At 46.8% G+C, this 22,429-nt stretch carries 21 protein-coding genes, 1 tRNA gene and 1 riboswitch; of the genes, 10 read left to right on the top strand and 12 right to left on the bottom strand.

All coding sequences use genetic code 11. The features are described from left to right. Positions 1-574 precede the first annotated feature (574 nt). Together QZT80_RS22400 and QZT80_RS22395 are read left to right on the top strand one after the other, a co-directional pair. Complete coding sequence (locus QZT80_RS22400) at positions 575-3,625, top strand: two-component regulator propeller domain-containing protein (protein ID WP_295127545.1); 3,051 nt, start codon at positions 575-577, stop codon at positions 3,623-3,625. Positions 3,626-3,687: 62 nt separating this feature from the next. Then, positions 3,688-4,323 (top strand): response regulator transcription factor, encoded by a 636-nt coding sequence (locus QZT80_RS22395; RefSeq protein WP_295127542.1) that lies wholly within the window; start codon positions 3,688-3,690, stop codon positions 4,321-4,323. Here QZT80_RS22395 and QZT80_RS22390 read toward each other — a convergent pair. The 3 genes from QZT80_RS22390 to QZT80_RS26760 all read right to left on the bottom strand — a co-directional run bounded on the left by QZT80_RS22390 (position 4,304) and on the right by QZT80_RS26760 (position 5,815). Further along, positions 4,304-5,185: a type II toxin-antitoxin system HipA family toxin gene (locus QZT80_RS22390; protein WP_295128112.1), complete on the bottom strand. Its 882-nt coding sequence runs from the start codon at positions 5,183-5,185 to the stop codon at positions 4,304-4,306. The two genes, QZT80_RS22395 and QZT80_RS22390, sit on opposite strands and share 20 nt — an antisense overlap. A gap of 95 nt (positions 5,186-5,280) precedes the next feature. Then, positions 5,281-5,598: a HipA N-terminal domain-containing protein gene (locus QZT80_RS22385; RefSeq protein WP_295127539.1), complete on the bottom strand. Its 318-nt coding sequence runs from the start codon at positions 5,596-5,598 to the stop codon at positions 5,281-5,283. A gap of 7 nt (positions 5,599-5,605) precedes the next feature. Further along, positions 5,606-5,815 (bottom strand): helix-turn-helix domain-containing protein, encoded by a 210-nt coding sequence (locus QZT80_RS26760; protein WP_367112887.1) that lies wholly within the window; start codon positions 5,813-5,815, stop codon positions 5,606-5,608. A 296-nt stretch (positions 5,816-6,111) separates the two neighbouring features. Here QZT80_RS26760 and QZT80_RS22380 point away from each other — a divergent pair, with 296 nt between their 5' ends. The 3 genes from QZT80_RS22380 (at position 6,112) to QZT80_RS22370 (ending at position 7,777) form a co-directional block, all read left to right on the top strand. Beyond that, entirely contained in the window at positions 6,112-6,345 is a 234-nt protein-coding gene (locus QZT80_RS22380) for a hypothetical protein (RefSeq protein WP_295127536.1), read from the top strand. A 139-nt stretch (positions 6,346-6,484) separates the two neighbouring features. Beyond that, the gene (locus QZT80_RS22375) at positions 6,485-6,985 is read left to right on the top strand and encodes a hypothetical protein (protein WP_295127534.1); all 501 of its coding nucleotides are present in this window, start codon (positions 6,485-6,487) and stop codon (positions 6,983-6,985) included. Positions 6,986-7,126: 141 nt separating this feature from the next. Then, the gene (locus QZT80_RS22370) at positions 7,127-7,777 is read left to right on the top strand and encodes a hypothetical protein (protein ID WP_295127531.1); all 651 of its coding nucleotides are present in this window, start codon (positions 7,127-7,129) and stop codon (positions 7,775-7,777) included. A 69-nt stretch (positions 7,778-7,846) separates the two neighbouring features. Here the strand turns inward: QZT80_RS22370 and QZT80_RS22365 are convergent, their stop codons facing one another. Continuing rightward, a complete protein-coding gene (locus tag QZT80_RS22365; protein WP_295127528.1) occupies positions 7,847-9,007 on the bottom strand; it encodes an aminotransferase class I/II-fold pyridoxal phosphate-dependent enzyme in 1,161 nt (386 codons plus the stop codon). Positions 9,008-9,104: 97 nt separating this feature from the next. Continuing rightward, on the bottom strand, positions 9,105-10,433 hold the full coding sequence (locus tag QZT80_RS22360) for an APC family permease (RefSeq protein ID WP_295127526.1): 1,329 nt from the start codon (positions 10,431-10,433) through the stop codon (positions 9,105-9,107). Positions 10,434-10,706: 273 nt separating this feature from the next. Next, a riboswitch (cobalamin riboswitch) is annotated at positions 10,707-10,932 on the top strand. 103 nt (positions 10,933-11,035) lie between these two features. On the opposite strand from QZT80_RS22360, the gene QZT80_RS22355 reads away from it, so the two are divergent. The 3 genes from QZT80_RS22355 to QZT80_RS22345 all read left to right on the top strand — a co-directional run bounded on the left by QZT80_RS22355 (position 11,036) and on the right by QZT80_RS22345 (position 14,530). Further along, the gene (locus QZT80_RS22355; RefSeq protein ID WP_295127524.1) at positions 11,036-12,931 is read left to right on the top strand and encodes a TonB-dependent siderophore receptor; all 1,896 of its coding nucleotides are present in this window, start codon (positions 11,036-11,038) and stop codon (positions 12,929-12,931) included. Positions 12,932-12,944: 13 nt separating this feature from the next. Further along, positions 12,945-13,520, top strand: a complete 576-nt coding sequence (locus QZT80_RS22350) for a DUF6580 family putative transport protein (protein ID WP_295127521.1) — start codon at positions 12,945-12,947, stop codon at positions 13,518-13,520. Between the two features lie 74 nt (positions 13,521-13,594). After that, a complete protein-coding gene (locus tag QZT80_RS22345; protein WP_295127518.1) occupies positions 13,595-14,530 on the top strand; it encodes an ABC transporter substrate-binding protein in 936 nt (311 codons plus the stop codon). On the opposite strand, the gene QZT80_RS22340 is transcribed toward QZT80_RS22345, so the two are convergent. Both QZT80_RS22340 and QZT80_RS22335 read right to left on the bottom strand, forming a co-directional pair. Further along, positions 14,504-15,799: a DUF5690 family protein gene (locus QZT80_RS22340; RefSeq protein ID WP_295127515.1), complete on the bottom strand. Its 1,296-nt coding sequence runs from the start codon at positions 15,797-15,799 to the stop codon at positions 14,504-14,506. The genes QZT80_RS22345 and QZT80_RS22340 overlap by 27 nt on opposite strands. A gap of 335 nt (positions 15,800-16,134) precedes the next feature. Continuing rightward, positions 16,135-16,719 (bottom strand): XRE family transcriptional regulator, encoded by a 585-nt coding sequence (locus QZT80_RS22335; RefSeq protein WP_295127512.1) that lies wholly within the window; start codon positions 16,717-16,719, stop codon positions 16,135-16,137. Positions 16,720-16,883: 164 nt separating this feature from the next. On the opposite strand from QZT80_RS22335, the gene QZT80_RS22330 reads away from it, so the two are divergent. Together QZT80_RS22330 and QZT80_RS22325 are read left to right on the top strand one after the other, a co-directional pair. Then, entirely contained in the window at positions 16,884-17,453 is a 570-nt protein-coding gene (locus QZT80_RS22330; protein ID WP_295127509.1) for a MarC family protein, read from the top strand. Between the two features lie 44 nt (positions 17,454-17,497). Further along, positions 17,498-17,569 (top strand) — tRNA-Arg (locus QZT80_RS22325). A gap of 53 nt (positions 17,570-17,622) precedes the next feature. Here the strand turns inward: QZT80_RS22325 and QZT80_RS22320 are convergent. The 5 genes from QZT80_RS22320 to QZT80_RS22300 all read right to left on the bottom strand — a co-directional run bounded on the left by QZT80_RS22320 (position 17,623) and on the right by QZT80_RS22300 (position 22,404). Next, positions 17,623-18,054 (bottom strand): DUF5362 family protein, encoded by a 432-nt coding sequence (locus tag QZT80_RS22320; protein WP_295127506.1) that lies wholly within the window; start codon positions 18,052-18,054, stop codon positions 17,623-17,625. Between the two features lie 110 nt (positions 18,055-18,164). Next, entirely contained in the window at positions 18,165-19,145 is a 981-nt protein-coding gene (locus QZT80_RS22315; RefSeq protein ID WP_295127503.1) for an aldo/keto reductase, read from the bottom strand. Between the two features lie 64 nt (positions 19,146-19,209). Beyond that, complete coding sequence (locus tag QZT80_RS22310; protein ID WP_295127500.1) at positions 19,210-20,058, bottom strand: aldo/keto reductase; 849 nt, start codon at positions 20,056-20,058, stop codon at positions 19,210-19,212. A gap of 180 nt (positions 20,059-20,238) precedes the next feature. Beyond that, positions 20,239-21,231 (bottom strand): hypothetical protein, encoded by a 993-nt coding sequence (locus QZT80_RS22305; RefSeq protein ID WP_295127497.1) that lies wholly within the window; start codon positions 21,229-21,231, stop codon positions 20,239-20,241. Positions 21,232-21,243: 12 nt separating this feature from the next. Continuing rightward, positions 21,244-22,404 carry a histidinol-phosphate transaminase gene (locus QZT80_RS22300; protein ID WP_295127495.1) on the bottom strand — a complete coding sequence of 387 codons (1,161 nt, stop codon included), beginning with the start codon at positions 22,402-22,404 and terminating at the stop codon, positions 21,244-21,246. Positions 22,405-22,429 lie beyond the last annotated feature (25 nt).

Genomic DNA, 22,429 nt, shown 5'->3' with positions numbered 1-22,429 from the left:
TGGAATCGAAGGTTCTTCTTCTGGTTCTTAACGGGTTAAGGATACTGGTCTGTCACAGCCAGGGTTTTGGTTCATCTAGTGTTGTTCGGGTTTTACTAAAGTTTCAGCTTCAAGAGTTTAAGTGTCCGGGCTAAAATAGAGATCTTTTCTTATTCGATTAAAGTTAATGAATTTTTATCACCAACATCAAATTTCGATATTAACATTACCATATACGATGAAAAATACATCACGGATTTTATAATTTGGGCCATGGACATACGTTCACGGCACAGCAATCGCATCTATATAAATAATGATGGGCTGTTTGTAATTGTTAATGGGTTGTTAGTAGTAGAGAACTACCGCACAGCGACTTCCGGCCTTACTGTTGTTATGGGACTGAGGGCATAGGCCGAATGATACTCGAAAATATCTTTTTTTCCGAAAGCCGCGGTGCGGTAGCAGTAAACGGAGGCATGAACCTCCGATACCTGCAGAAAGCAATGTTAAAGATAAACACGTTGCACGCCACTGGTAGCCACATAAACATGTGAAAACGAGGGATTATCACTATTTTTAATTATTCTTACCCATGCGTTTTTCCCGGCACATATCTACCTATATCTATACCGGCATTTTTATACTGCTGCTGCTTCAGCGCGCAACTGCCCAGCAGCACACCTATGTATACACCCACCGCACCGTGGAAGACGGCCTGCGCAGCAACCTGGTGATATCCCTGCATTGCGATAGTCGCGGTTATATGTGGGTAGGCACCTTTAACGGACTACAGTGTTACGATGGAGTAGAATTTCGGTTTATAGACCTGCCTGTAAAAAACGGGACCGTATCCGGAGAAACCGTGCAGCGGATTTACGAGGACAAAAAACACAAAACCCTATGGTTCGTAATGCTTACGGGTGTGGTAGCCTATAACTACCAGGAAAACACATACAAGTTCTACCCGGTATTACATGGCCGGCGCGAGGGCAGTGTTCAAATATCAAATATCTTCTGCGACAGCAACGACTACCTCTGGCTGATAAGCACCACAGATAATGCCTATATATTCGACAGTACGCAAAAAGCGTTTGTGCTTTATACCCGTTTTTTTCCAGAGGCACCGGGCAAAATCAATAACGTGCTGGAAGAAAAAAGCACCGGGCGGTATATATTTGGCACCAGCAAAGGTCTTTGCGTTTATGACCCTACATCCAAACAGTATTCATACTTCGGACACAACCTGCTCAAAATTCCTTATCTCGATGAGCAGCCACTATCGGAGTCGGTTAACCATATATACATCACACAAAAAGGATTGCTGTATATAAATATGTGGCCCATCGGATCGCCGGAGCCCTTTTTGTATCAATATAATATTGCCGGCAAACGACTGCGGAACATGAGTTACCTGAAGCCCAACAGCGTTAATGGCATTTTTGACGACATCTATGGCAAAACCTGGGTAGTAGGCGATAAGATGTTTTTGTTTGACCAGGCAGGTAATATGGTGGAAGAAATAGTACAGGCAAAAGTAAGCCGCTTTGGGCTCGACTACTCGCAATTGCACTATGTTACCCGCGACAACATGCATAATATCTGGATGGCGACCAATAACGGCATCTTCATCTTCAATAAGGAAAAACAAAAATTCCTCACCACTCACTTCGGTGATGCGGGAGCGCCCAACTATGAGCCAACCGATATACAGGAAGGGCCGGGTAAAGATATTTATGTGAGCTGCTGGGGACAAGGCCTGCTCGTATACGACAGCACCCTCACCCGGCTCAAAAAGCAATACCGTTATACCGGCAGCGACGAGTTTTTTAACCTCAACTGGAACCTCGAACCTGATGGCGACGGCAATATATGGGTTGCCAGTCAGCATGGCCGCTATGGAATACTGAACACCAAAACAGGCATTATGCGGTACGAGCGGTCAGACATTTTTGACAACCGCACCATCCGCTGCCTCGCAAAAGACACCGACGGCAACATCTGGATGGGCACGCAACGGGGACTGCTCATAAAATGGGATATTAGAAAGAAACAGTTTACACGTTACCAGGACAGTCTTTACCATACCCCGGCACCACTTTGGGGCCACATTATGGACATAAAGGGCGATGCGTTCAATAATATTTATGTGGGCACGGGTAGTTATGGTTTATTAAAGATGGATGCCCGCACAGGGAAAATCACCAAACGTTACGGACCCGACGAGCCCGTAAACAAACTGCTGAGCAACGGCGTAAACACCGTACTGATAGCAGGCGATACACTTTTTGTGGGCACGACAAGCGGTCTTTCCATTATCGATATCCAAACCGGGAAGAGTACTAATTACACGGAAAAGGAAGGGTTACCCGTAAGCGTTATCACTAACCTGCAACTCGCCAACCGCAACCTGTTTTTCACTACCAACTTTAGTATGGGAAAGATAAATCTCGACAACCGGAAAGTGGTGAATTACGGCCGAAAATACGGGGTGGTGGAAGAAGCCTTTGAACTGCCTGTAAACCAGCGTCTTTCCGACGGCCGCATTGTTATCGGTTCGGCCAAAAGCCTTATCTCTTTCCAGCCCGATGCGCTGGGCGACCCACAGCCGCCGCCGAATGTACACATCACCTCCTTACAACTGGGGAAGCAGCGGCTAAATGCAGATTCTATATTGGAGCGCAGCAATACAATACAGCTGGCATACGAGGAAAATTCCATTACCATCGGCTACAACTCTATGGCCTACCTCGACCAAGACAACATCAGCTACTACTATCAGCTGGAAGGCGTAGACCCTAATCCGGTGGAGGCGGGGCACCGCGTATTAGTGAACTACACAGGCCTGCCCAGCGGCCGGCACACCTTTAAAGTGTGGAGCGAAAATGGCGAAGGCCTTACATCTCCCAGTGTTACCAGCTTTACCCTCGTAATTGCCAGGCCCTATTACAGGCAATGGTGGTTTTTTGGGCTGATACTGTTGACACTCGGCGCGCTTTCCTACCTCGCTTACCGGCTGCGCATTAACCGCCTGCTGGCCACCGAAAAGGTGCGCCGCCGCATAGCCCGCGACCTGCACGATGATATGGGATCAACCCTCACCTCTATTAATATTATGACCACCGTAGCTAAACGGCATGTTCAAAAGGATACCGACAAAACTGAGGAGTTCCTGATCAAGATAGGCGACAGCACCACGCGCATGATGGAATCGATGGACGATATCGTTTGGTCGATCAACCCCAATAATGACAACATGCATATGATAGTGGCGCGTATGCGTGAATTTACCACCAGCATGTTTGAGCCCAAGGAAATAGGCTTTACTTTTCATGTGGACGAGCAGGTGTACAACCTCAAACTTACGCTGGAAAGCCGCCACGACTTCTTCATGATATTTAAAGAGAGCATCAATAATATTGCGAAACACGCGCAATGCAGCTTTGTGGAAATCGATATTAAATATAAAAAGCGCGTGCTGGTTATGCAGGTAACCGACAACGGGCAGGGTTTTGAGCAAACTACCGGCGATGGCGACGGTCTTTTTAACATGCAGCGCCGCGCCCAACGAATGAAAGGCTCGCTGGAAATACAGTCGCGGCCGGGCAATGGCACCCGTATATGCCTTCGATTCACTACTACATAACTATGTGATTGAATAAACCCCGGCTTCGGGCTACCTTTATAAAAATAACCCTTGCAGTAATTATGATCCGGATCGTGTTGTATGAAGACAATACCAAACTGCGTGAGAACCTCACGTTACTTATCGATGGCTCCTCCGACTTTGAGGTATGCGGTGCATTCAAGAACTGCGACCGCATACTAAGCGAAGTTGCCGAACTGGCCCCCGACGTAGTGTTAATGGACATAGATATGCCCGGCACCAATGGCATTGAAGGCCTCAAACTTGTACGCACCCGTTACCCCCATCTTCCCATCCTTATGCTTACCGTATTCGACGACGACAAAAACGTGTTCGAAAGCATAAAGGCCGGTGCAGACGGTTATCTTCTCAAAAAAACAACCCCCGAAAAGCTATTGGAACATTTGCGCGAAGTGTACAACGGCGGCGCCCCCATGACCTCGTCCGTAGCAAGGCAGGTACTGGAACTCTTCGCCCGCCAGCCCGGCGGCGAAAGGCGCGAACTGTACAACCTTACCGAGCGCGAACGGGAAGTTTTACAGTTACTGGTGAATGGTTATAGTTACAAGATGATTGCCGCGGAGATATTTATTTCCATTGATACGGTGCGGTCACATATCAAAAAGATATACGAGAAGCTGCATGTGAATTCGAAATCGGAAGCGGTGGCAAAGGCGTTTAAGGATAGGTTGTTGTGAGGCGATTGAGCTTTTCGGAGAAGAGATGCAGGTATGCTGCTTTAGACTCCTGATCGAGAAAAGACTGCTCCACCATTTTAATTGCTTTCAGGCTTTTGTCAAGCATCGCTTTTATTAGTAAAAGTGCTCTTGAGGCAGGAATCCCCAGCTTTTCACCCAGGACAATGAATTCGGCAGTGCCGGCGTAACGGTGTTTTAAGTAGTAAGAAGATCTTCTAACTCCGGTGTATAAATCCATTGCTGTATCAGGACTATTGCTATCATGTAATTTTGTACAAAGTAAATCATACGCCGGCGTCAGGGTGTAATCGCCCAGGTGCGAACGCATTATTGAGAATGAGCCAAGTCCGCCATCACCGTTAGAAAACAAATAATTGAATAACAATCTTCTGTAAAAAATAATGATCGCCGGACCCGACGCAGCAACATACTTCCTGATAAGCTTTCCCACATCCTCATAAGTATAGTCCTGAGCTTTAATGCTACGTTCCTTCAACTGTGCAAAGTCCTCCTGCTGAAAGCTTTTGTAGTTAGGTTCCACATCAAAACGCCGGGTTAAATATGCAGGCGTTTCATCGCTAAAAAAAACAAGCGCATTAATAGTGGTACTTATATCGAATACCGACGAAGCAATTTGCATTGTCAGATGTTCATTTTCGGGATACATAGCAGCATGTAAAAAATCGCCTCTTTCCGGTTGGGTTTTGACCAGGAACAATCCTTTTCTATTGCCTTTTGTCAATACTAATTCATCATCCTCCAGTGTAAGAGAGTATTTAGGTTGACTGCCTGGTATGGCCACCTTTAGTATATGCCTTTCGAAAGCCTCGCTATCGCTACCGGCGGGCGATGTAAACCTCATCACTGGTGGTACCTTTACGCCATCAAATAATTTCCGGCGACAATCACTACAATAAATCAGCTTCTTTTGCGGCTTGTAACAACCCGGGCATGCACCTACCATTCTCTGACAGTAATTGCGCCTATCGTGTCAACACCGGCAGTTTCAAGTAATAGGCTGAAATCGTCCGCGGCATCTATTCCCAGGGCTTCCTGCTGCAAGGTCCTGTTCTCTCCTTCCGATAACAAGCCGGAAAAGAAAGGGAATAATACCGGGGAAGAATACTCTGCCCGAACCTTAGATAAGGTGAGGCTTATAGATGGCGCATCCGGATCGTTGAAGTAAGCAGGATCGTATGTGAATATGAATTGCCTTTCATCTTTTTTATAAAGAATGCCAGCCAGCCTGTTGTTGTAGTATACGCCCGCTTTCATAGAAAATTTAAATGCTTTTCTTCACACGAACTACAAGTTCCATCCCCAATGTATTCAGTACACTTTCGAGCGTCTGAAAAGAGGGATTTCCCTTTCCGGTTTCCAGCAAAAAAACGGTTCTCTCCGCAACGCCAGTCATCTCGGCCAAATGAACTCGGTCCATACCGAAACTTTCTCTTCGTTTTCTAATGAGATCACCAACTTCTGATAGCACCATTTTGTAAGTTGTTGAAGACTACAAAATTACAGGCTATAATACACAGTTCAACTATCAATATTCCGATGGAATTATCGAAATGCCAGGGAGAAAATTGATTTGTCTATTTATAAAATCCCATATGATTTTTGACATTTCATTTGAATCCAATATTAACCAGAATAACTATTTTATCATCAAATTGATTGTTCCATTTTCACCATCTACCTCTAACTTTGTTTCTTCGAAACAAAAGATTTTATACGTGCAAAAGAGCAATGCGCACGTTCTATTTTTAAACCATAAAGTAGTTGTACATGAATCCATTTTTTCATGAAGGGAAAAGACTTACTGTGCTTATACTGGAAAGCAACCAACGCTTTACACCACTTTTCAGGGCAGCCGGAATAAAAAAAGGTAATGAACTGCGGTATCTCGAGAAAGAAAAACTCGGAAAAATAACCCGGTTGAAGTTTTGTGGCCTCCTGAAGGTAACAGAAGCATATTTTTACGCGCCGGCATTCATACAAACGGTGAGCAATAAAGTTTGAGCCTCTGTTTTATACCCTACATTCAAAATACGTAATCCGCACATTTTCACATAACTTGCACCCAACAAATCATACACTCAACCACTTTGGCCGTATATTTGTTAATTAACAGCGGACTAAATAAACAACCGATTATTTTATGAAGAAGATCCTCCATGCAATCATGGTTACGGGCCTGATGGCCGTAGCGTTCAGCGCATGTAAAACACAATCGCAGGCGCCCACGGCTAAAAGTGAAAAGAAAAATGTGAAAGGCACCTGGGTGTTGAATAATATTTCCTTTGAGGGACTGCCTAAAACAGCCAGGATAACCACGGTTTTCAGCGACATTCCTTACAAATGCCTCGAAGGCAGCGTTTGGACGCTTCCCAACGCTACTGCCAATGGCACCTACGCTATTACCTCGGGCGAAACAGGCTGCAGCCCTATCACCCAGAACATCGTTTGGTCTACCTACGACCGGGGCGGACAGGTTTATTTCCAGTTTAAGGAACTACTTAGCGGGGTAAAAGCCAAGAACACGCCGGACGGCTACCGTGTAGAACTGATTTCAGCAGGTGATGGCGGTATGACATGGCGCGCTCCCGTTACGGTAGATGGCACCACCGCCTATATCGTGTACGCTTTCAGTCGTCGATAAATAGCATACAAATACTTGATCTTAATCCGGTATATACATCCAAAAAGATGTTTATATACCGGATTTTGTATTTCCACAGCTTATTCCTTTCTCCTTCTTCCCTTTTGTTTATCTTTGCCGTCCTTATATTCAAGACTAGCAATGAAAGCATTTAATTTATTTATCAGATATCGTTTCCCGCTGGGAATAATTTTGTTGATAGCCGGCTTTGCCCTAGGCTTTGCATTTGGCTGGTGGGAAGCTTCCATTGTGCTGGTGCTGGCGGTTATATGTATTGTTACCCACTTCATGTTCGGCCCCATGCGGCTCGTACAGGAGGCTATAGAGGTTGGTGATGTAGAAACTGCCATGGGCCTGATGAACAAGGTTTGGTTCCCGAAACTGCTCTATAAACCCATCCGCTCTGTTTATTACTTCATGCAGTCTAACATGGCCATGTACAGCCAGGACCTGGACAAAGCAGAAGCTACTATCAAACAAAGTATCAAATCGGGCAGCCCGATGAAGGAATATGAAGGTATGCAGTACTTCCAGCTCGGTACGATCGCTTACCAGAAAAACGACATCAAAGAAGCGGACGTGAACCTGAAGAAAGCGCTTAAACTGGGTATGCCCGACAAAGAGAACACCGCAGCAGCATTGCTTACGCTTACCTCTATCTGCATGACCCGCCGCGACTTTAAATCGGCTAAACAATACTTCCGCCGCGCAAAAGAACAAAAACCCACCACGGAACAACTGGTAAGCCAGATCCGTGAAATGGATAAGTATATTTCCAGGATGCCGGGCTGATGCCAGGTTACTGAAAAAGGAAAAGTCCGCTGTAGTACGCAGCGGACTTTTTTTATGTCTTTACATAACCTACATCTTCCCCAATGCCTGTTCCAAATCCTTAATCAAATACCCCGGATCTTCCAAACCTATATACATGCGCACCATGCGGTGTTTAGGCTCATCCGCACTAAAATCTTCCGCAGGCATAGCTGCACAGGCCGGAAACGCCAGCGACTCATGCCCACCCCACGACACCGCCATCAGGAAATGTTGGAGGGAATCGCAGAAGCGCTCTACCTGCTCCAGTTTGTCTGCTTTCAATTGTATGGTGATGAGTCCGCAGCCACCCTGCATTTGCCGTTTGGCCAGCTCATATTGTTCAAATTCAGGATCAAGCGGATAAAAAACACGCTCGATATTGGACTGCGCTTTAAGCCAGTCCACCAGCACCTTTGTACTTTCGGTAATGCGCTGCAGCCTTATCGGCAACGTTCGCAGACCACGCAGCAGTAACCACGCATTAAACGGAGCAATACCACTGCCGATGTTCATGAACTCGGAAGCGAATATCTTACTGATAAGGGCTGACGACCCGGTAAGCACACCCGCTACCGTATCGCTATGCCCGCCAATATACTTGGTAGCCGACTGCAGACTAAGATCGATGCCCATTTTAATTGGTTGCTGGTAAATGGGGCTGCAATAACTATTGTCTATAATAGTAACTATACCACGGCTCTTCGCCAATTTGGCCACGGCTTCAATATCCTGCAACTCATATGTAAATGAGTTAGGCGATTCCAGGTAAATAAGGGCAGTATCAGGCTGAAGTGCTGCTTCGAAGTTCTCAATGCGTGTACCATCAATGTATGTGGTAGTTACGCCGAAACGCGGCAATATTACATCAAACATCCTTTTCGCCCAACTGTACGGGTCGCGTACCGATACAATATGGTCGCCCTGTTTTACCTGCGAAAGTACTGAGGCGAATATAGCCGCAGCACCGCTGCCAAATACCAGGGCAGCTTCTGCACCGTCCAGAGCGGCCAGCTTTTTCTGAAGAATGGCTACGGTTGGGTTATTACCGCGGGAGTACAGAAATCCCTTGTATTCGTCCAGCAACAGATTACGCATGTCGCTTACACTATCGAATGCAAAATTGCTGCTCTGCACAATGGGCGGGGCTACCGCGTTAAAATACTGCTCTCTGTCTTCCCCCAGTTCATTCAAAATAAAGGATAAATCCATCTCGACATTTTGTTTTTAAAATTCATACAAGCCCATTCTTACAAACATATTGTCTTTATTCGGCCCGGGCGAAGCCTATATTGACAATTACTGATACTTATACCGCATTTCTGTTAACCCGCTTCATCAACAGGTACAGCGGAAGTCCTGCCACAAACAGGCTAAGCCCGATAGTGGCACCGCGCCAGTCCTGGATGAAAATATTAACCGTTACGAACAGGTATACCGCAACAAACAATAAGGTAACATAAGGGTACAACTTCATCTTATAAATACCTGTTCCATCCAGGTAGCTGGTTTTTTTTCTGAGGATGAAGATGCTGGCCGCCGCAGAGGCAAGACCAATCGTATCGAACAGCATTACGTACTTGAGTATCTTATCAAAAGTGCCGACAAAAAACAGCACCAGTAGAATGATCGCTACAAACACCGTAAGTGCTGTTTCCTGTACCTGTGTTTTACTGTTCACCCGTTTAAAGGCCGGGGGCAACACACCGTCTTCAGCCATGGCGTAATACATACGCGGGTTCGATATCAGGTTTACATTGGCATATCCCAGTACAGAGAAAAACAGCAGCAGCGAGGTTACCTTAAAACCATAAGGACCGAAAAACGTTTCTGCCATCCGGGCTGCCAGCGCATCGGTATGCTTCAGGTTTTCAAATCCTATCACCTTATAATACGCATAGTTAATAGTCATGTATAAAGTAATAATGATAGCAAAACCGTAGAACACGCCGCGTGGCATATTTTTACCCGGCTCTTTAACATCGGAGCCAAAGTTGATGGTTTGCTGATAACCGCCGAAAGTGAAGAACACCGGCACCAGCGCCGCACCAAAAATATAGAACCAGTTACGCTGTTCGGATTGCGCCGCAACTTCTATCGCATTAGATGGATGCCCGCCACCAAATACCGCCAGGCAAAGCAATACCATCATCGTTATCTTTATTACCGTTAACACATTCAGCGAATTGGCGCTCATCCTGATGCCCATCAGGTTAATGCCATATAATACAAGTACCGCCACCACGCCAATACCCTTTTGTCCCAGGTCATTTTGTAAATAATCGGGGAGCAACACCGGACTGATATATTCGGCGCCGATAAGGCAAACCGCTGCTACCGAAGCCGCGTTCGAGATCAGCAGCATCCAGTTGATCATAAAGCCATAGGCCGGGTGATAACACGAAGACAACACTTTGTAAAACCCGCCCGCCACTGGGAAACGGGAACCTATTTCGGCATAGGTAAGTGCCCCGCATATGCTAACTATACCGCCTATGATCCAGATGGCGAAAAAAATACCGGGATCGTTTGTTTCGCGGGCCACGTTAACAGGCGTACGAAAAATACCCATCCCTATCACGAGGCTCACCACGATCATGGTAAGATCAAAAATGCCAAGCTTTGGTTTGATGCTCATGCCTACAAGATAATGAATTATGATAATGGATACACCGAACACCTTCCTGACATGAGGCGGTATCGAACAAAGTAATCAGATCTCCCGGGGAGCCTATACCGATAGTGCCCCCGTCCTATACCCAAACTCTATCCCATGGCCGATTTTACTATACCCACCCCAGGATACCGGTACAGGATGGCCCGGGGGCTCCTTATAACATCCAGCATCTAAACAAGGCAAACGCGTGTTACAACACCGGCTCTTTTTATCCTGATTATCTATTTTTTCTGTACGTTTGCGGCGGAATACGGTTGTCCGTCAGGACATTAATAGGGAATCCGGTGCAAAACCGGAGCTATCCCCGTAGCTGTAATCCTGCTCCCGGCATACTTTGCCGGGAAGTTTCCCGGGGATTCATCTCTCCATTTTACCACTGTTCCGGCAGACTGCCGGGGCGGGAAGGGCCCTCCCGGGAAGCAGGAAAGCCAGAAGACCTGCCGCAGACCACATTTCTCAATCAGCGCTTTCGGGTGAAAAGCTGGAGATATTAATGCCGTAAGGTGTTATCTATCTGTCTGTTTCATTTATCGGAAGCATAGTTTATCAAGTAAAAACTAACTATGCAAAAGAAGTTCTACGCATTTCTGTCTGGTGGCCTGCTGCTTTTAGTGCAGGGTGCTACCGCACAAGACTCCGCAAACACCAATCTACTGAACACCGTAGTGGTTACTGCTACCAAATTCGCTAAAAAGCAAGGCGAAACCGGCAAAGTGGTAACTGTTATCAACCGCGAACAACTGGACCGCAGTATGGGCAAAAGCGTTGCCCAGGTACTGAACGAGCAGGTTGGCCTGGTAATCGCCGGCACCAACTCCAATCCAGGCAAAAACAAGGAAATCTATTTCCGCGGTGCTACCACCAACTACACTACCATCCTTATCGACGGTGTACCCATTAACGATGCCTCCGGCCTTACCGGCAGCAACATCGACCTCCGCTTCCTGGCTACCGACCAGATAGAACGCATCGAGATACTCCGTGGCACACAATCTACTATGTATGGCGCCGATGCCATTGCCGGTGTAATTAACGTGATTACCCGCAAGGGCGGCGACAAAGCCATCAGCGTAAGCGGTAACCTTGGCTGGGGCAGCAACCGCACCATCAAAGGTACCGTGGGTGCAAACGGGCATGTAGATAATGTAGACTACAACCTGAGCTTTACGCACCTCGAAACCGATGGCATATCCGAAGCCGAAGACACGCTTAATACCGGCAAATTCGACCGCGACGGCTATAAGCAGGATGCGTTTACCGCTACCGTGGGCATCCAGGCGAGCGAGAAACTGCGCCTTAAACCTTTCCTCATCTACTCTAAATTTAATTCCAACTACGACGGCGGAGGTTTTACCGATGGCGCTAACAACACCAAATCCGACTTCGTACATACTGGTCTTAGCGGCGTTTACCAGCTGGATAAAGGTCAGATACAGGCCAACTACGCTTTCCAACGTGTTAACAGGGCAGAAACCAGTCCGTTCGGCGTGTCGCACTACGACGGCCGTAACTGGATAGCCGATGCCTTTGGCAACTATGATATTACCGACTGGCTGCAGGTGCTGGCTGGTGTGGAGTACCGCAAATCACAACTGCTCGACACCTCTTTATCACCACCCAACCCGGCCATGCACAACACCAGCCCTTATGCTGCGTTGTTCTTCCGCAACCTCGGTGGTTTTAACCTGGAACTGGGCGGCCGTTACACGCTGCACTCTACCTACGGCAACAATTTCACTTACACCATCAACCCATCTTACCTGATCAATGACCAGGTAAAAGTGTTTGCTACGTTGGCAACAGGTTTTAAAGCCCCTACGCTCAGCAACCTGTATGGCGCATACGGCGCTAATCCGAACCTGGAGCCCGAAGAGGCTACCAGCTACGAAGGCGGCGTTGAAGTATCGGTGATCAAAAACAAACTGGACCTGCGTGGGGTCGTGTTTAAAAGAGATATTGAGAACGTTATTTTCTACAACAGCATGGGCGAGTACGTGAACCTGAACGAGCAGAAAGACAACGGTTTTGAGATAGAAGCCACTATCAAACCTGCCAAATCAGTACAAATCAATGCTTATTATGGTTTTGCAGAAGGTAAAACCCGCACGGTTTCCAGCGATGGTAAAGACAGTACATCTTCCAATGTATTATACCGCAGACCTAAACACAGTGGTGGTGCTAATATCAGCTACGAAATCTGCAAACACCTGCTCATCAGCACCAACGTGCGTTTCAATGGCGACAAAACCGACCTGCGTTTCGACCCGGTTACATTCGCTTCCAGCCCTGTAAATGTTAAGTCGTTTACCCTGTGGGATATTTATGCAGAATACCGTTTCTCCCAAAAAGGACGTTTCTACATTAATTTTAATAATATTACAGACACGAAATACAACGAAATTTATGGTTACGGAACGCTTGGCTTCAACGTGATGGCAGGCATTTCGTTCTCCCTTTAAAACCAAGGTAAACATGTCATTAAAAACCCTCCATCCCCGTTTTCTAGTACTGCTGGCGTTTATTCTGGCAGTTGGCGTACTACGCACGGTTACGGCCGGCAGCATCACCGCCATCTCCAATTTTTCGCCCGTAGGTGCCATGGCCTTATTTGGCGGCGCTTATTTTGCCGACAAATGGAAGTCCTACGTATTCCCGCTGCTCACGCTGTTTATCAGCGATGTGCTTATTATGCAGATCTTTTTCAGGGACATCAGCACTGGCCTGTTGTACGACGGATGGATATGGAATTACCTGGCAGTAGCCGCTATGGTGCTTTGCGGCCAGCTTATTATCCGTAAGGTAAGCGTGGCCAACCTGATCATCGCCGGCATCGTTTCCGCCGTGGCCCACTGGCTCATTAGCGACCTGGGTATGTGGATGAGCAGCTTAAGCATTTACAGCCACGATTTTAACGGTTTGGTGGAGTGTTACATCGCTGCCATTCCATTTATGAAAAACATGATTATCGGCAACCTCGTTTACGGTGCCATTATGTTTTTCGGGTTCGAATTCACGAAGGCTAAGTACCCGGTACTGGCCCAACAGTAATAGTTTTCTCTTGCGCAATACGGTGTACTTTAACGACCGTATTGCGCATTTTTTTGTTGATCAATACTTTTGCCATGAACGCCTGTTCCTTTCTCCCCGCCGCTACACAAATGATTTACGACATGGGCCTGCAACACCTGTTGAAAGGCATTACGTTCGAATGTCCGCCGGAGGCGCTGGCCGAAAAGGATCGCGTGGTACGCTGTGTGCTGGAAGGGAACAATTACAGCAGCGAGGAAATAGATCGCATTTTCTCCGCCTCCAAAGCGCAGGGCAAAAGCTTATATTATGTGGATGAGGAACTGCTGGGCCGCATAGCCCCTGATGTAATTTTTACGCAGGATGTATGCGAAGTATGCCAGATAGACACACGTTGTACGCAGCAGGCCGTATCTACCTTACCCAAAATGCCCAACCTGGTACCGCTGAGCCCCAACAATCTGCAGGACGTTTTTCAATGCGCCATAGATATTGCCACGGCACTTGGCCAGGAAGAAGCGGCCTATCGTTACCTCACTCCATTACAGCAACGGCTGGACGCGGTGACTGATACTTTAAGACAACACCGTTCTCCCTTACGCCGTGTAATGATCATGGAATGGATGGCCCCTATTTACAACTGTGGTCACTGGATTCCCTACCAGGTGGCTTATGCAGGCGGTGTAGATATGCTTAGTAATCCTGCCGGCGACTCTATCGTTACGCCCTGGGAAAAGATACAACGTTATGACCCGGAAGTGCTGGTGATTGCACCCTGCGGCTTTTTAACCGACAGAAGCGCATCGGAATTATCACTGCTCACTAAACTACCTGGCTTCAACGAGCTACAGGCGGTAAAAAACGGTGAAACCTATCTCGCCGATTACGACTTGTTTACGCAGCCCAGCGCCGGTACTCTGGTAGATGGGGTAGAACTGCTGGCAAAACTTTTCCATCCTTCTATATTCACTATGCCGCAGCACCTGCAACATAAATGGGCGCCTTTACAAACCTCCTGCGTTACTGCTTAACTTATACTTTTTCCGGAAATAGAGGGCTGCAATAAACATCAGCACTATACCCAGCGCACACATCCCCTGTAAAATACTCATGTAAAAATGCAGCCACGAAACATGTAAACTACTCATGTCTTTGATGAGCATCACTGTTATGCTGCCGAGGTACCCATAAGAATCGGCAATATAGAGAATGAAACCCACGTTACTTACATAACGGAAGGTGGCGATGAGCCGTTCGAATAACAGGCAGTTAAAAGGAATGTACCCCATGTATAGCCCCAGCCCGCAAAGCGTCATCCATAAAAACGGGCTGATAAGATGCGCCTGAAAAAGCAGGGTACTGCCGCCCGCCAGTGCAAAGCCGGCAATAATGATAGCATGATTGAGCAAGAGGGCTTTGTAATTATCCTTCACAAATACCAGTAAACTCATCATCATTAATATAGCAATAGAAATAGGGATCTCTGTTTGGGTAAACACACCTGCATTACGCTCATACCCCAGTTGCCGCCACATATCGGCCGCGAAATTATCGCGCATATCGCGCAGGGTGGTAAGCATTACATAACAAATAATGAGCAGTATCAGTCCGGGCAGGAAGCGCATTAGGAAGGTACGCCTTTCCGTACGGTCCATTGGCGCTCGGCGCGTGCGTAGTAATTCGTCCTGCGCTGTTGGTGGCGGTACCTGGTTCAGCAACACGATGAAAATAAACATAGGAATGATAAATACAGCACCTGCCACAAACGGCATCCAAAACTCACTAACGTTCCACCATAACATTACCATCTTACCCACCGACTTTGCAAATCCCGAAGAAAATATAAAACTGATGGCCACCACCGATCCAATAAATTCCGTCATACGCCGGCCCTCCACGAAACTAAGCACAAGCCCGAAAATGAGCCCAAGCGGGAACCCGTTCAGGAAAAGGAAAATAATATTATAAGGTGCGGGAGTAACCGCGAAACCCAACATGGCCAGCCAGGCCAGTACGATCATCACCATGATAGCGCCCGCCCTTCGCGGGGCACTCATTTCTCCTATAAACTTTACGCCGTAGAACTTACTGGCAGCGTACCCCAGCGTTTGAGCTATCACCAGCCATATTTTGTAATTATGCCCGGCGAAAGTCATATCATCGAACACACCTACAGTAAACGGTTTGCGAAAAGCGTACATACACGAGTACACGCTAAAAGCCACAAAAGCAGTATATACAGAAACCAGAAGATGATGCGAATGCTGTAGTCGCTGCCGTAGTGGCTTTATCAGGAACATAAAAGGTAAGTTATGGATAAAGCGTTAGAAATCACAGCGGGCGAAACATTTTAGCATGTATAAACTTTACATTGAGAATTAACCCGTTACTGAGTTCCAATGCACTATCAACTATACAGAACAGATAAGGTTATTAGCGATAAAAAAGGAAGGATGATGGTGATTTGCTACTTTTTATATAATTTAGCCTTAGTAAACAAGTAACTGACTATAAAACATGCACGTTCCTATAACAGCACACCTTTTTATTGTGATCTCATAGCCTGCAAACAGGCAATTAAACGGATTGATCCTGAAATTGTTCCAGGGTAGCGGCGGGGGCATCTCCGCCGTTTTTATTTCCCGAGGTCCTGGAAGAAGTAGATAACCAGTATAAGCGCGTCGCCTGGGCCTACGTTGGTAGGTTTATGGGGCAGGCGGCCATCAAAGAACAGGGAGTCGCCCTCCTCCATAGCGTAACTCTCATTATTGATGAGGTATTCTACCGTCCCCTTTATTACATACTTATATTCGTACGCGTCGGTTTTAACCAACTGCGGCCGTTTAGCCCCCTCTTTTAGTTCAAGCAGTACGATATCGACCGTACTATCTTTAATATTGCGGGTAAGCACCCGGTTATAAAAGAAACCTTTGGCATTCTCCTTCTCGAACGGCTGGTACTCTTCTTTCTTTTTTAGCAGCACCTTGGGCGTATGCTTGTGCTGGTAAATATCGTTAAAGAACTCGTTCATATCCAGGCTCAACGCCCGTATAATGTTAACCAGCACCAGTAGCGACGGCACGGTACGGTTATTTTCTATCTGGGAAATGAGGCCTTTACTCACATCGGCTTTATTGGCCAACTCCTGCACGGTAATACCCTTTGCCTTCCTTTTTTCCTTTATCTTAGTACTGATCTGTATAAGTATGTCTTCCTGCATAGGTAACCTGACTTTAAGATGTTTTTGCTCACAAAGATTTAAATTAATAACAAATTAGATATTTTCGCGCAAACGGGGCGCTTTACTGCTAAAATACGGCGGTATAGGCAGATCTGATACCAGGAAGCAGGGATTGGCTTACATTTAATAAAACTTACCCTATTATGTTTAGTTTCGACCAGATCTTTACCATCAGCTTTACGCTTTTCGCCGTAATCGACATATTGGGTTCTATTCCCATACTGCTGTCGCTGCGGGAAAAGATCGGGGAGATAAGTGCAGCCAAGGCTACACTGGCTTCGGGGGTACTCATGATCGCCTTCCTGCTGGTGGGCGAACAATTCCTGAAATTAATGAGCGTCGATGTACAATCGTTCGCCGTTGCAGGCTCCATCGTGATCTTCGTTATTGGTCTGGAAATGATACTGGGCATAGAGTTTTTCAAAAGCGATAACGATACCAAAACAGGCAGCCTGGTGCCCATCGCCTTCCCGCTCATCGCAGGCTCGGGTACACTTACCACGATCATGTCGTTAAAAGCCGACTTCAACGATTCCAATATATTTGCGGGCATCTTCATCAACCTGGTGATCATTTATGTTGTACTCCGCTCCCTGAACTTCATCGAAAAAATACTGGGAAAGGCCGGGCTGATGGTGATCCGCAAGTTTTTCGGGGTAATATTGCTGGCGATAGCGGTAAAAATCTTCAAAAGCAATATCGGGAACCTCTAAAATTCTAATTAAAAACTTAGCTTTGCACTCCTTCCAGGGAAGCAGGTCTCGTAGTACAATGGATAGGACGAGGGTCTCCGAAGCCCTAGATGCAGGTTCGATTCCTGCCGAGACCACAAAAGAAAAAGGGATGCTGATGGCATCCCTTTCCTTTTATGATCGTTCGCATTTACGCAACTTCCTTCATAATACCTGCGGCCACCCCACCGATAAATACAAGCGCATACATAGCCAGCATAATGATCGTAGCAATACCGATAAACTTAAAACAAGATTTCAGGTTAGCGAACGATTTCGCCAATGTATGTTGGTCTACCGACTGCAATGCCTTCTGCATTTTGCTCGCAAAATTGTACAGGTACAGGTACGGTACGAACATCACGACAGCAAGAACGACGTAAATAGCTGTCAATACACCCGCTCCGCCCGGATAAGCTTCTGAATAGGCTGTCATGAGCGTACCCACGAAAAAAGCCGCAATAAACAGGAAACCGCACATTACAAATCCTGCAACAGCAATAAATTTTGCCCAACGGGCTGTTTGTCCGAGATAAGACGACACTTCTTCATCCACACGAAGGTCGAAAAGTTGTTGATCCATTAGGTTCGGGTTTAGGTTTAGGATAAAATTATAGAAAAATATTACTTGTTTAGTGTTTTAATTGATGGAGATATGGGATAACCTCTATGAATCAACGTCGGTTTACTGAATTACTTATTTGTCAAACGCTCCATTTCCTCGCTATACCGCGCGCCTGTATCAGGGTACTTTTTTAACAGCACCTCGATATCGGCAAGATCTGACCCATTCAGCTCTACATCTACAGCCGCGGCGTTCTCCAGCAAATACTTCCTCTTCTTCGTTCCCGGTATGGGAATAATATTTTCGCCCTGTGCCAGTACCCATGCCAAAGCGAGTTGTGCGGGCGTAATACCTTTTGCTGCGGCTATTTCCTGGAAACCGGCTGCCAGTTGGCGGTTATTATTCGCGTAGGCTTCCTGGTAACGCGGCAGGGAGCGACGGATATCGTCGGCGGCGAGGTTATTCAGATCTAACGTATTGGTCACCAGCCCGCGCGCCAGCGGGCTAAATGGTACAAAAGAGATTTGCAGCTCTTTCATTAATGGTAATATTTCATGCTCCGGACTGCGGGTAAGCAGCGAGTACTCGCTTTGTAATGCAGATACAGGATGCACTGCATGCGCTTTACGGATAGAAGTTACAGAGGCTTCTGACAAACCAAGGTAACGCACCTTTCCTTCCTTTACCAAATCCGCCATTGCACCTACTGTTTCCTCTACCGGCACATTTGGGTCCACGCGATGCGCATAATACAAATCGATACGATCTGTGCGCAAACGTTTTAAACTATCCTCCACCGCAGATTTTATATATGCAGGCGAACCATCTATCTTTCTCGATCCATCGGCCTGTTTACGAAAGCCGAATTTAGTGGCGATAAATATCCTGTTACGATTAGGTACAAGCACCTGTGATATCAGCTTTTCATTTTCACCATCTGCATACATATCCGCCGTATCCCAAAAGTTAATACCCAGGTCCAGCGCCTTATGCAGTGTAGCGATCGACTCGGCATCATCGCCTTCACCATAAGCGTAGTTCATCCCCATACACCCAAGGCCCGTGGCAGAAAGTAATTCTTCCGTATTACCCAGTTTCCTGTATTTCATTTTGTGTTTTTTATACTGATGAAAAAGGCCGGCCTCAACGACCGGCCTTAACTAATGTCCGCATTTATTTCGATAATGCTTCAAACTCTTCTTCGCTCAATTCGATGTTCGCAGCGGCTACGTTTTCCTTCAGGTGAGCTACCGAACTGGTACCTGGTATCAGCAGGATGTTAGCGGCACGCTTCAGCAGCCAGGCCAGCGCAATCTGCGCCGTAGTGGCATTGTGTTTCGCAGCAATGCCGGCAATCTTTTCTGCCAGTGTGTGCGGGCCCGAAGCTAACGGATACCATGGAATAAATGCCAGGTCCTGTTCCGTGGTATAATCCAATACTTCCTCCCACTGCCTGTTACCCAGGTTGTACAGATTTTGTACCGATACAATGGGCACTATTTTGCGCGCCCGTTCGATCTGCTCTACATTTACTTCAGAAAGACCTACATAACGGATTTTACCTGCCTTTACCGCTTCCGCTACAGGCGCCAGTGTTTCTTCTACCGGCACATTCGGATCAAAGCGATGAAGTTGCCAAAGATCAATACGCTCTTGTTTCAGGCGTTGCAGACTACCGTTTATATTTTCGGCAATATGCGCCGGTGTACCGTTTGGCACCCACCGGTTGGGGCCCGGACGATCGAAACCGCCTTTGGTGGCAATTACCAGGTCGCTCTTGTAGGGGTAAAGCGCTTCTGCAATCAGGCTTTCGTTCGTTTTTGGGCCATAGGCTTCCGCTGTATCTATAAAGTTGACACCTGCTGTCACTGCTTCCTGCAATACTTTCTTTGCATTCTCACGGTCTGCCACATCGCCAAACACGCCGGTACCGGTAAGCTGCATTGCTCCATATCCCAGGCGGTTGATTTCCAACTCTCCGCCCAGCTTAAAGGTAAGCGGGGCTTTTACTAATGTTGCCATTGTTAATGTTTTTATTGATGAAGTATTTTATTCGATTTGACACATCAAAGTTCAGGCAATCAGACTTATGGCATGGTAACGAAAACAAAGTATTTTTTATGAAAATCAAATGTCCTGCCACAAAACGCAAAAACGGCAACGGGATCTCCGTTGCCGTCAGCTATAAGGGTTGGATAGATTTTATTTTTGCATCACCATTACGCCATTCATCATGAACGTACTGCCCGCTTCGGCTATTATATTGTACACCTGCTGGGTACCGCCTGCCTTTTCAGTTTTATCGAAAACGGTAAAACGACGATAAGCACCGGGTTGCCCGTCCTTACACATCACTTCCTCATCAATGTTTACTTCCCCAATTTTCTTAAGTCCATTCGCCGTAGTAATGGGATGGTTCGGCGTGGCCTGCAATACTTTAGCATGCAGCTTTACCTCTTTACCCGCGGCCGTTTCACGCTCATCTGCTGCCAGCAGCAACAATTGTGTAATTGCATAGTTTTTAGCCTCGTGCGTAGTCAGTTCTTTCACCAGTACTGCGGATGTTTTTTGTGTGGCCGGATCTACGGTTATCACACGATCACCGGGTTTCACATCGCGCAACTGCCTGTGAGATCCATCAGCCATGGCCACTTCCTGTGTACCGGGAAAACAGATGTCGCTGCCGTAGGTGCCTGATTCTTCTTTCAGATCTTTACCCTGGTGTTGCGCTTTATACAACTGAAAACTGCACTCCTTCGACAAGATGTACGACAGCTTCAGCACGTAGTTTTTCTCTTCTTTATCAATCGCATGTATATCTTCGAAATACTTGTTCCAGACTTTGGGATCTGCGGTAAAATTGGGTACCAGTGCGGTATAGAGTTTGCCCTTTTCATTAGTGTAAAAGATTACAGTGCCCAGGTCGGCCATTCCTTCTTTTGCGAGCAGTTTGTAAATATCCACACGCTTCTTCGCCCCGTCATCACCGGTTATGTAATAGGGTTTACGCATTTCGTAGCGGTCCAGTACATAGGTATTATCGAACTTTGCGTAGGTGTCGTTGTCGAGGTCCTTCACGGTGAATTTCTTCGCCTTTTCATACTCCTCCATGGTAATAGCCCTTGCTGGTTTATCCTGCGCCGTTGCGGCCAGCATACAGCAGGCGAACAAGGCCGTCAATACTTTCTTTTTCATCAAACTTTTTGTTTAGGATATTTCTTTAAATGCCGATGCAAAGGCTTCCATCTCGTCCATACGACCAATGCTGATGCGACACCATTCTTTTTTATTAAACTTCCAGGAGCGAACCCCAACACCACGTTTCATCATTTCCTGTACAAATCTTTCGCTTTCCATTTGTAGCGGGAACATTACAAAGTTGGCTACCGAAGGAATGTAATCGTATCCTTCTGCCTTCAGTGTTTTGTATAAAAACTCTTTGCTTTCGTTAGTCTTGGCCAACGCGGTTTTCAGATACTCTTTATCCTGGTAACCCGCAATGGCAGCATGTACTGCAGGCCCTGAAATAGAGAACGCACCAGGAGTAAGACCTTCCAGTTTCTTAATAGTTTCTGGCAGCGCTATTACATACCCAACACGCAAACCGGCAAAGCCGTACAGTTTCGAAAAGGTACGGGCTACAATAATATTATGGCCGTTCTTTACCGCACCAATCATTGTAGCTGTAGCCGGATCTGGCATATAGTCAATATATGCTTCATCCACCATTACCATTACCTTTTTTGACACCCGCTCGCAGAACGCCTTCAGCTTAGCGGTATCCACTGCCGTAGCGGTTGGGTTATTGGGATTGCAGATGTATACCAGTTTTGTATTGGCATCAATCGCTTTTTCCATTGCCTCCAGGTCGAGTTTATAATCGGCTGTTAGCGGAACTTTTTTCCAGGTAGCACCAAACGACTCAGCACGTTCCGGCAAATCGTCGTAGGTAGGATCGCCTGCTACCACGTTGCCTCCGCCATGGCAAAAAGCCAGGGCCGTAGCCAGCAACAGTGGCGAAGAACCGGAGGAGAACAACAAATTCTCTTTTATCACCCCTTCGTACGCTGTCACCTTACTGGTCAGCTCGTCAAAGTGCATAAACGGGTATTGATAACAGGAAGATAAGTTATCGACGATGGCCTTCCTCGCCTTTTCCGACGGTCCAAAAGGATTTTCGTTGGCAAACAGCCTTGCCTTCAGACCGGGGGGCGCCAGCCTTTCAAACTCAGCATCGCTTAACTGCCGGTTGGGATTACTCGTTCTCCCGGTGCTGGCAAAGCTTCCGAAGGAAGAAAGGAAGGGGAGCCCTCCTGTAACAATTGCGCCAGTTCTAAGCCAGTCGCGCCGGTTCATTAACGTAGGCATAAAAATGATTTATGGTTGATAAGAA

Source organism: uncultured Chitinophaga sp. (assembly GCF_902168175.1).
Classification (GTDB): Bacteria; Bacteroidota; Bacteroidia; order Chitinophagales; family Chitinophagaceae; genus Chitinophaga.
The sequence above is the reverse complement of the archived record's forward strand: the minus strand, read 5'-3'. Positions and strand labels throughout refer to the sequence as shown.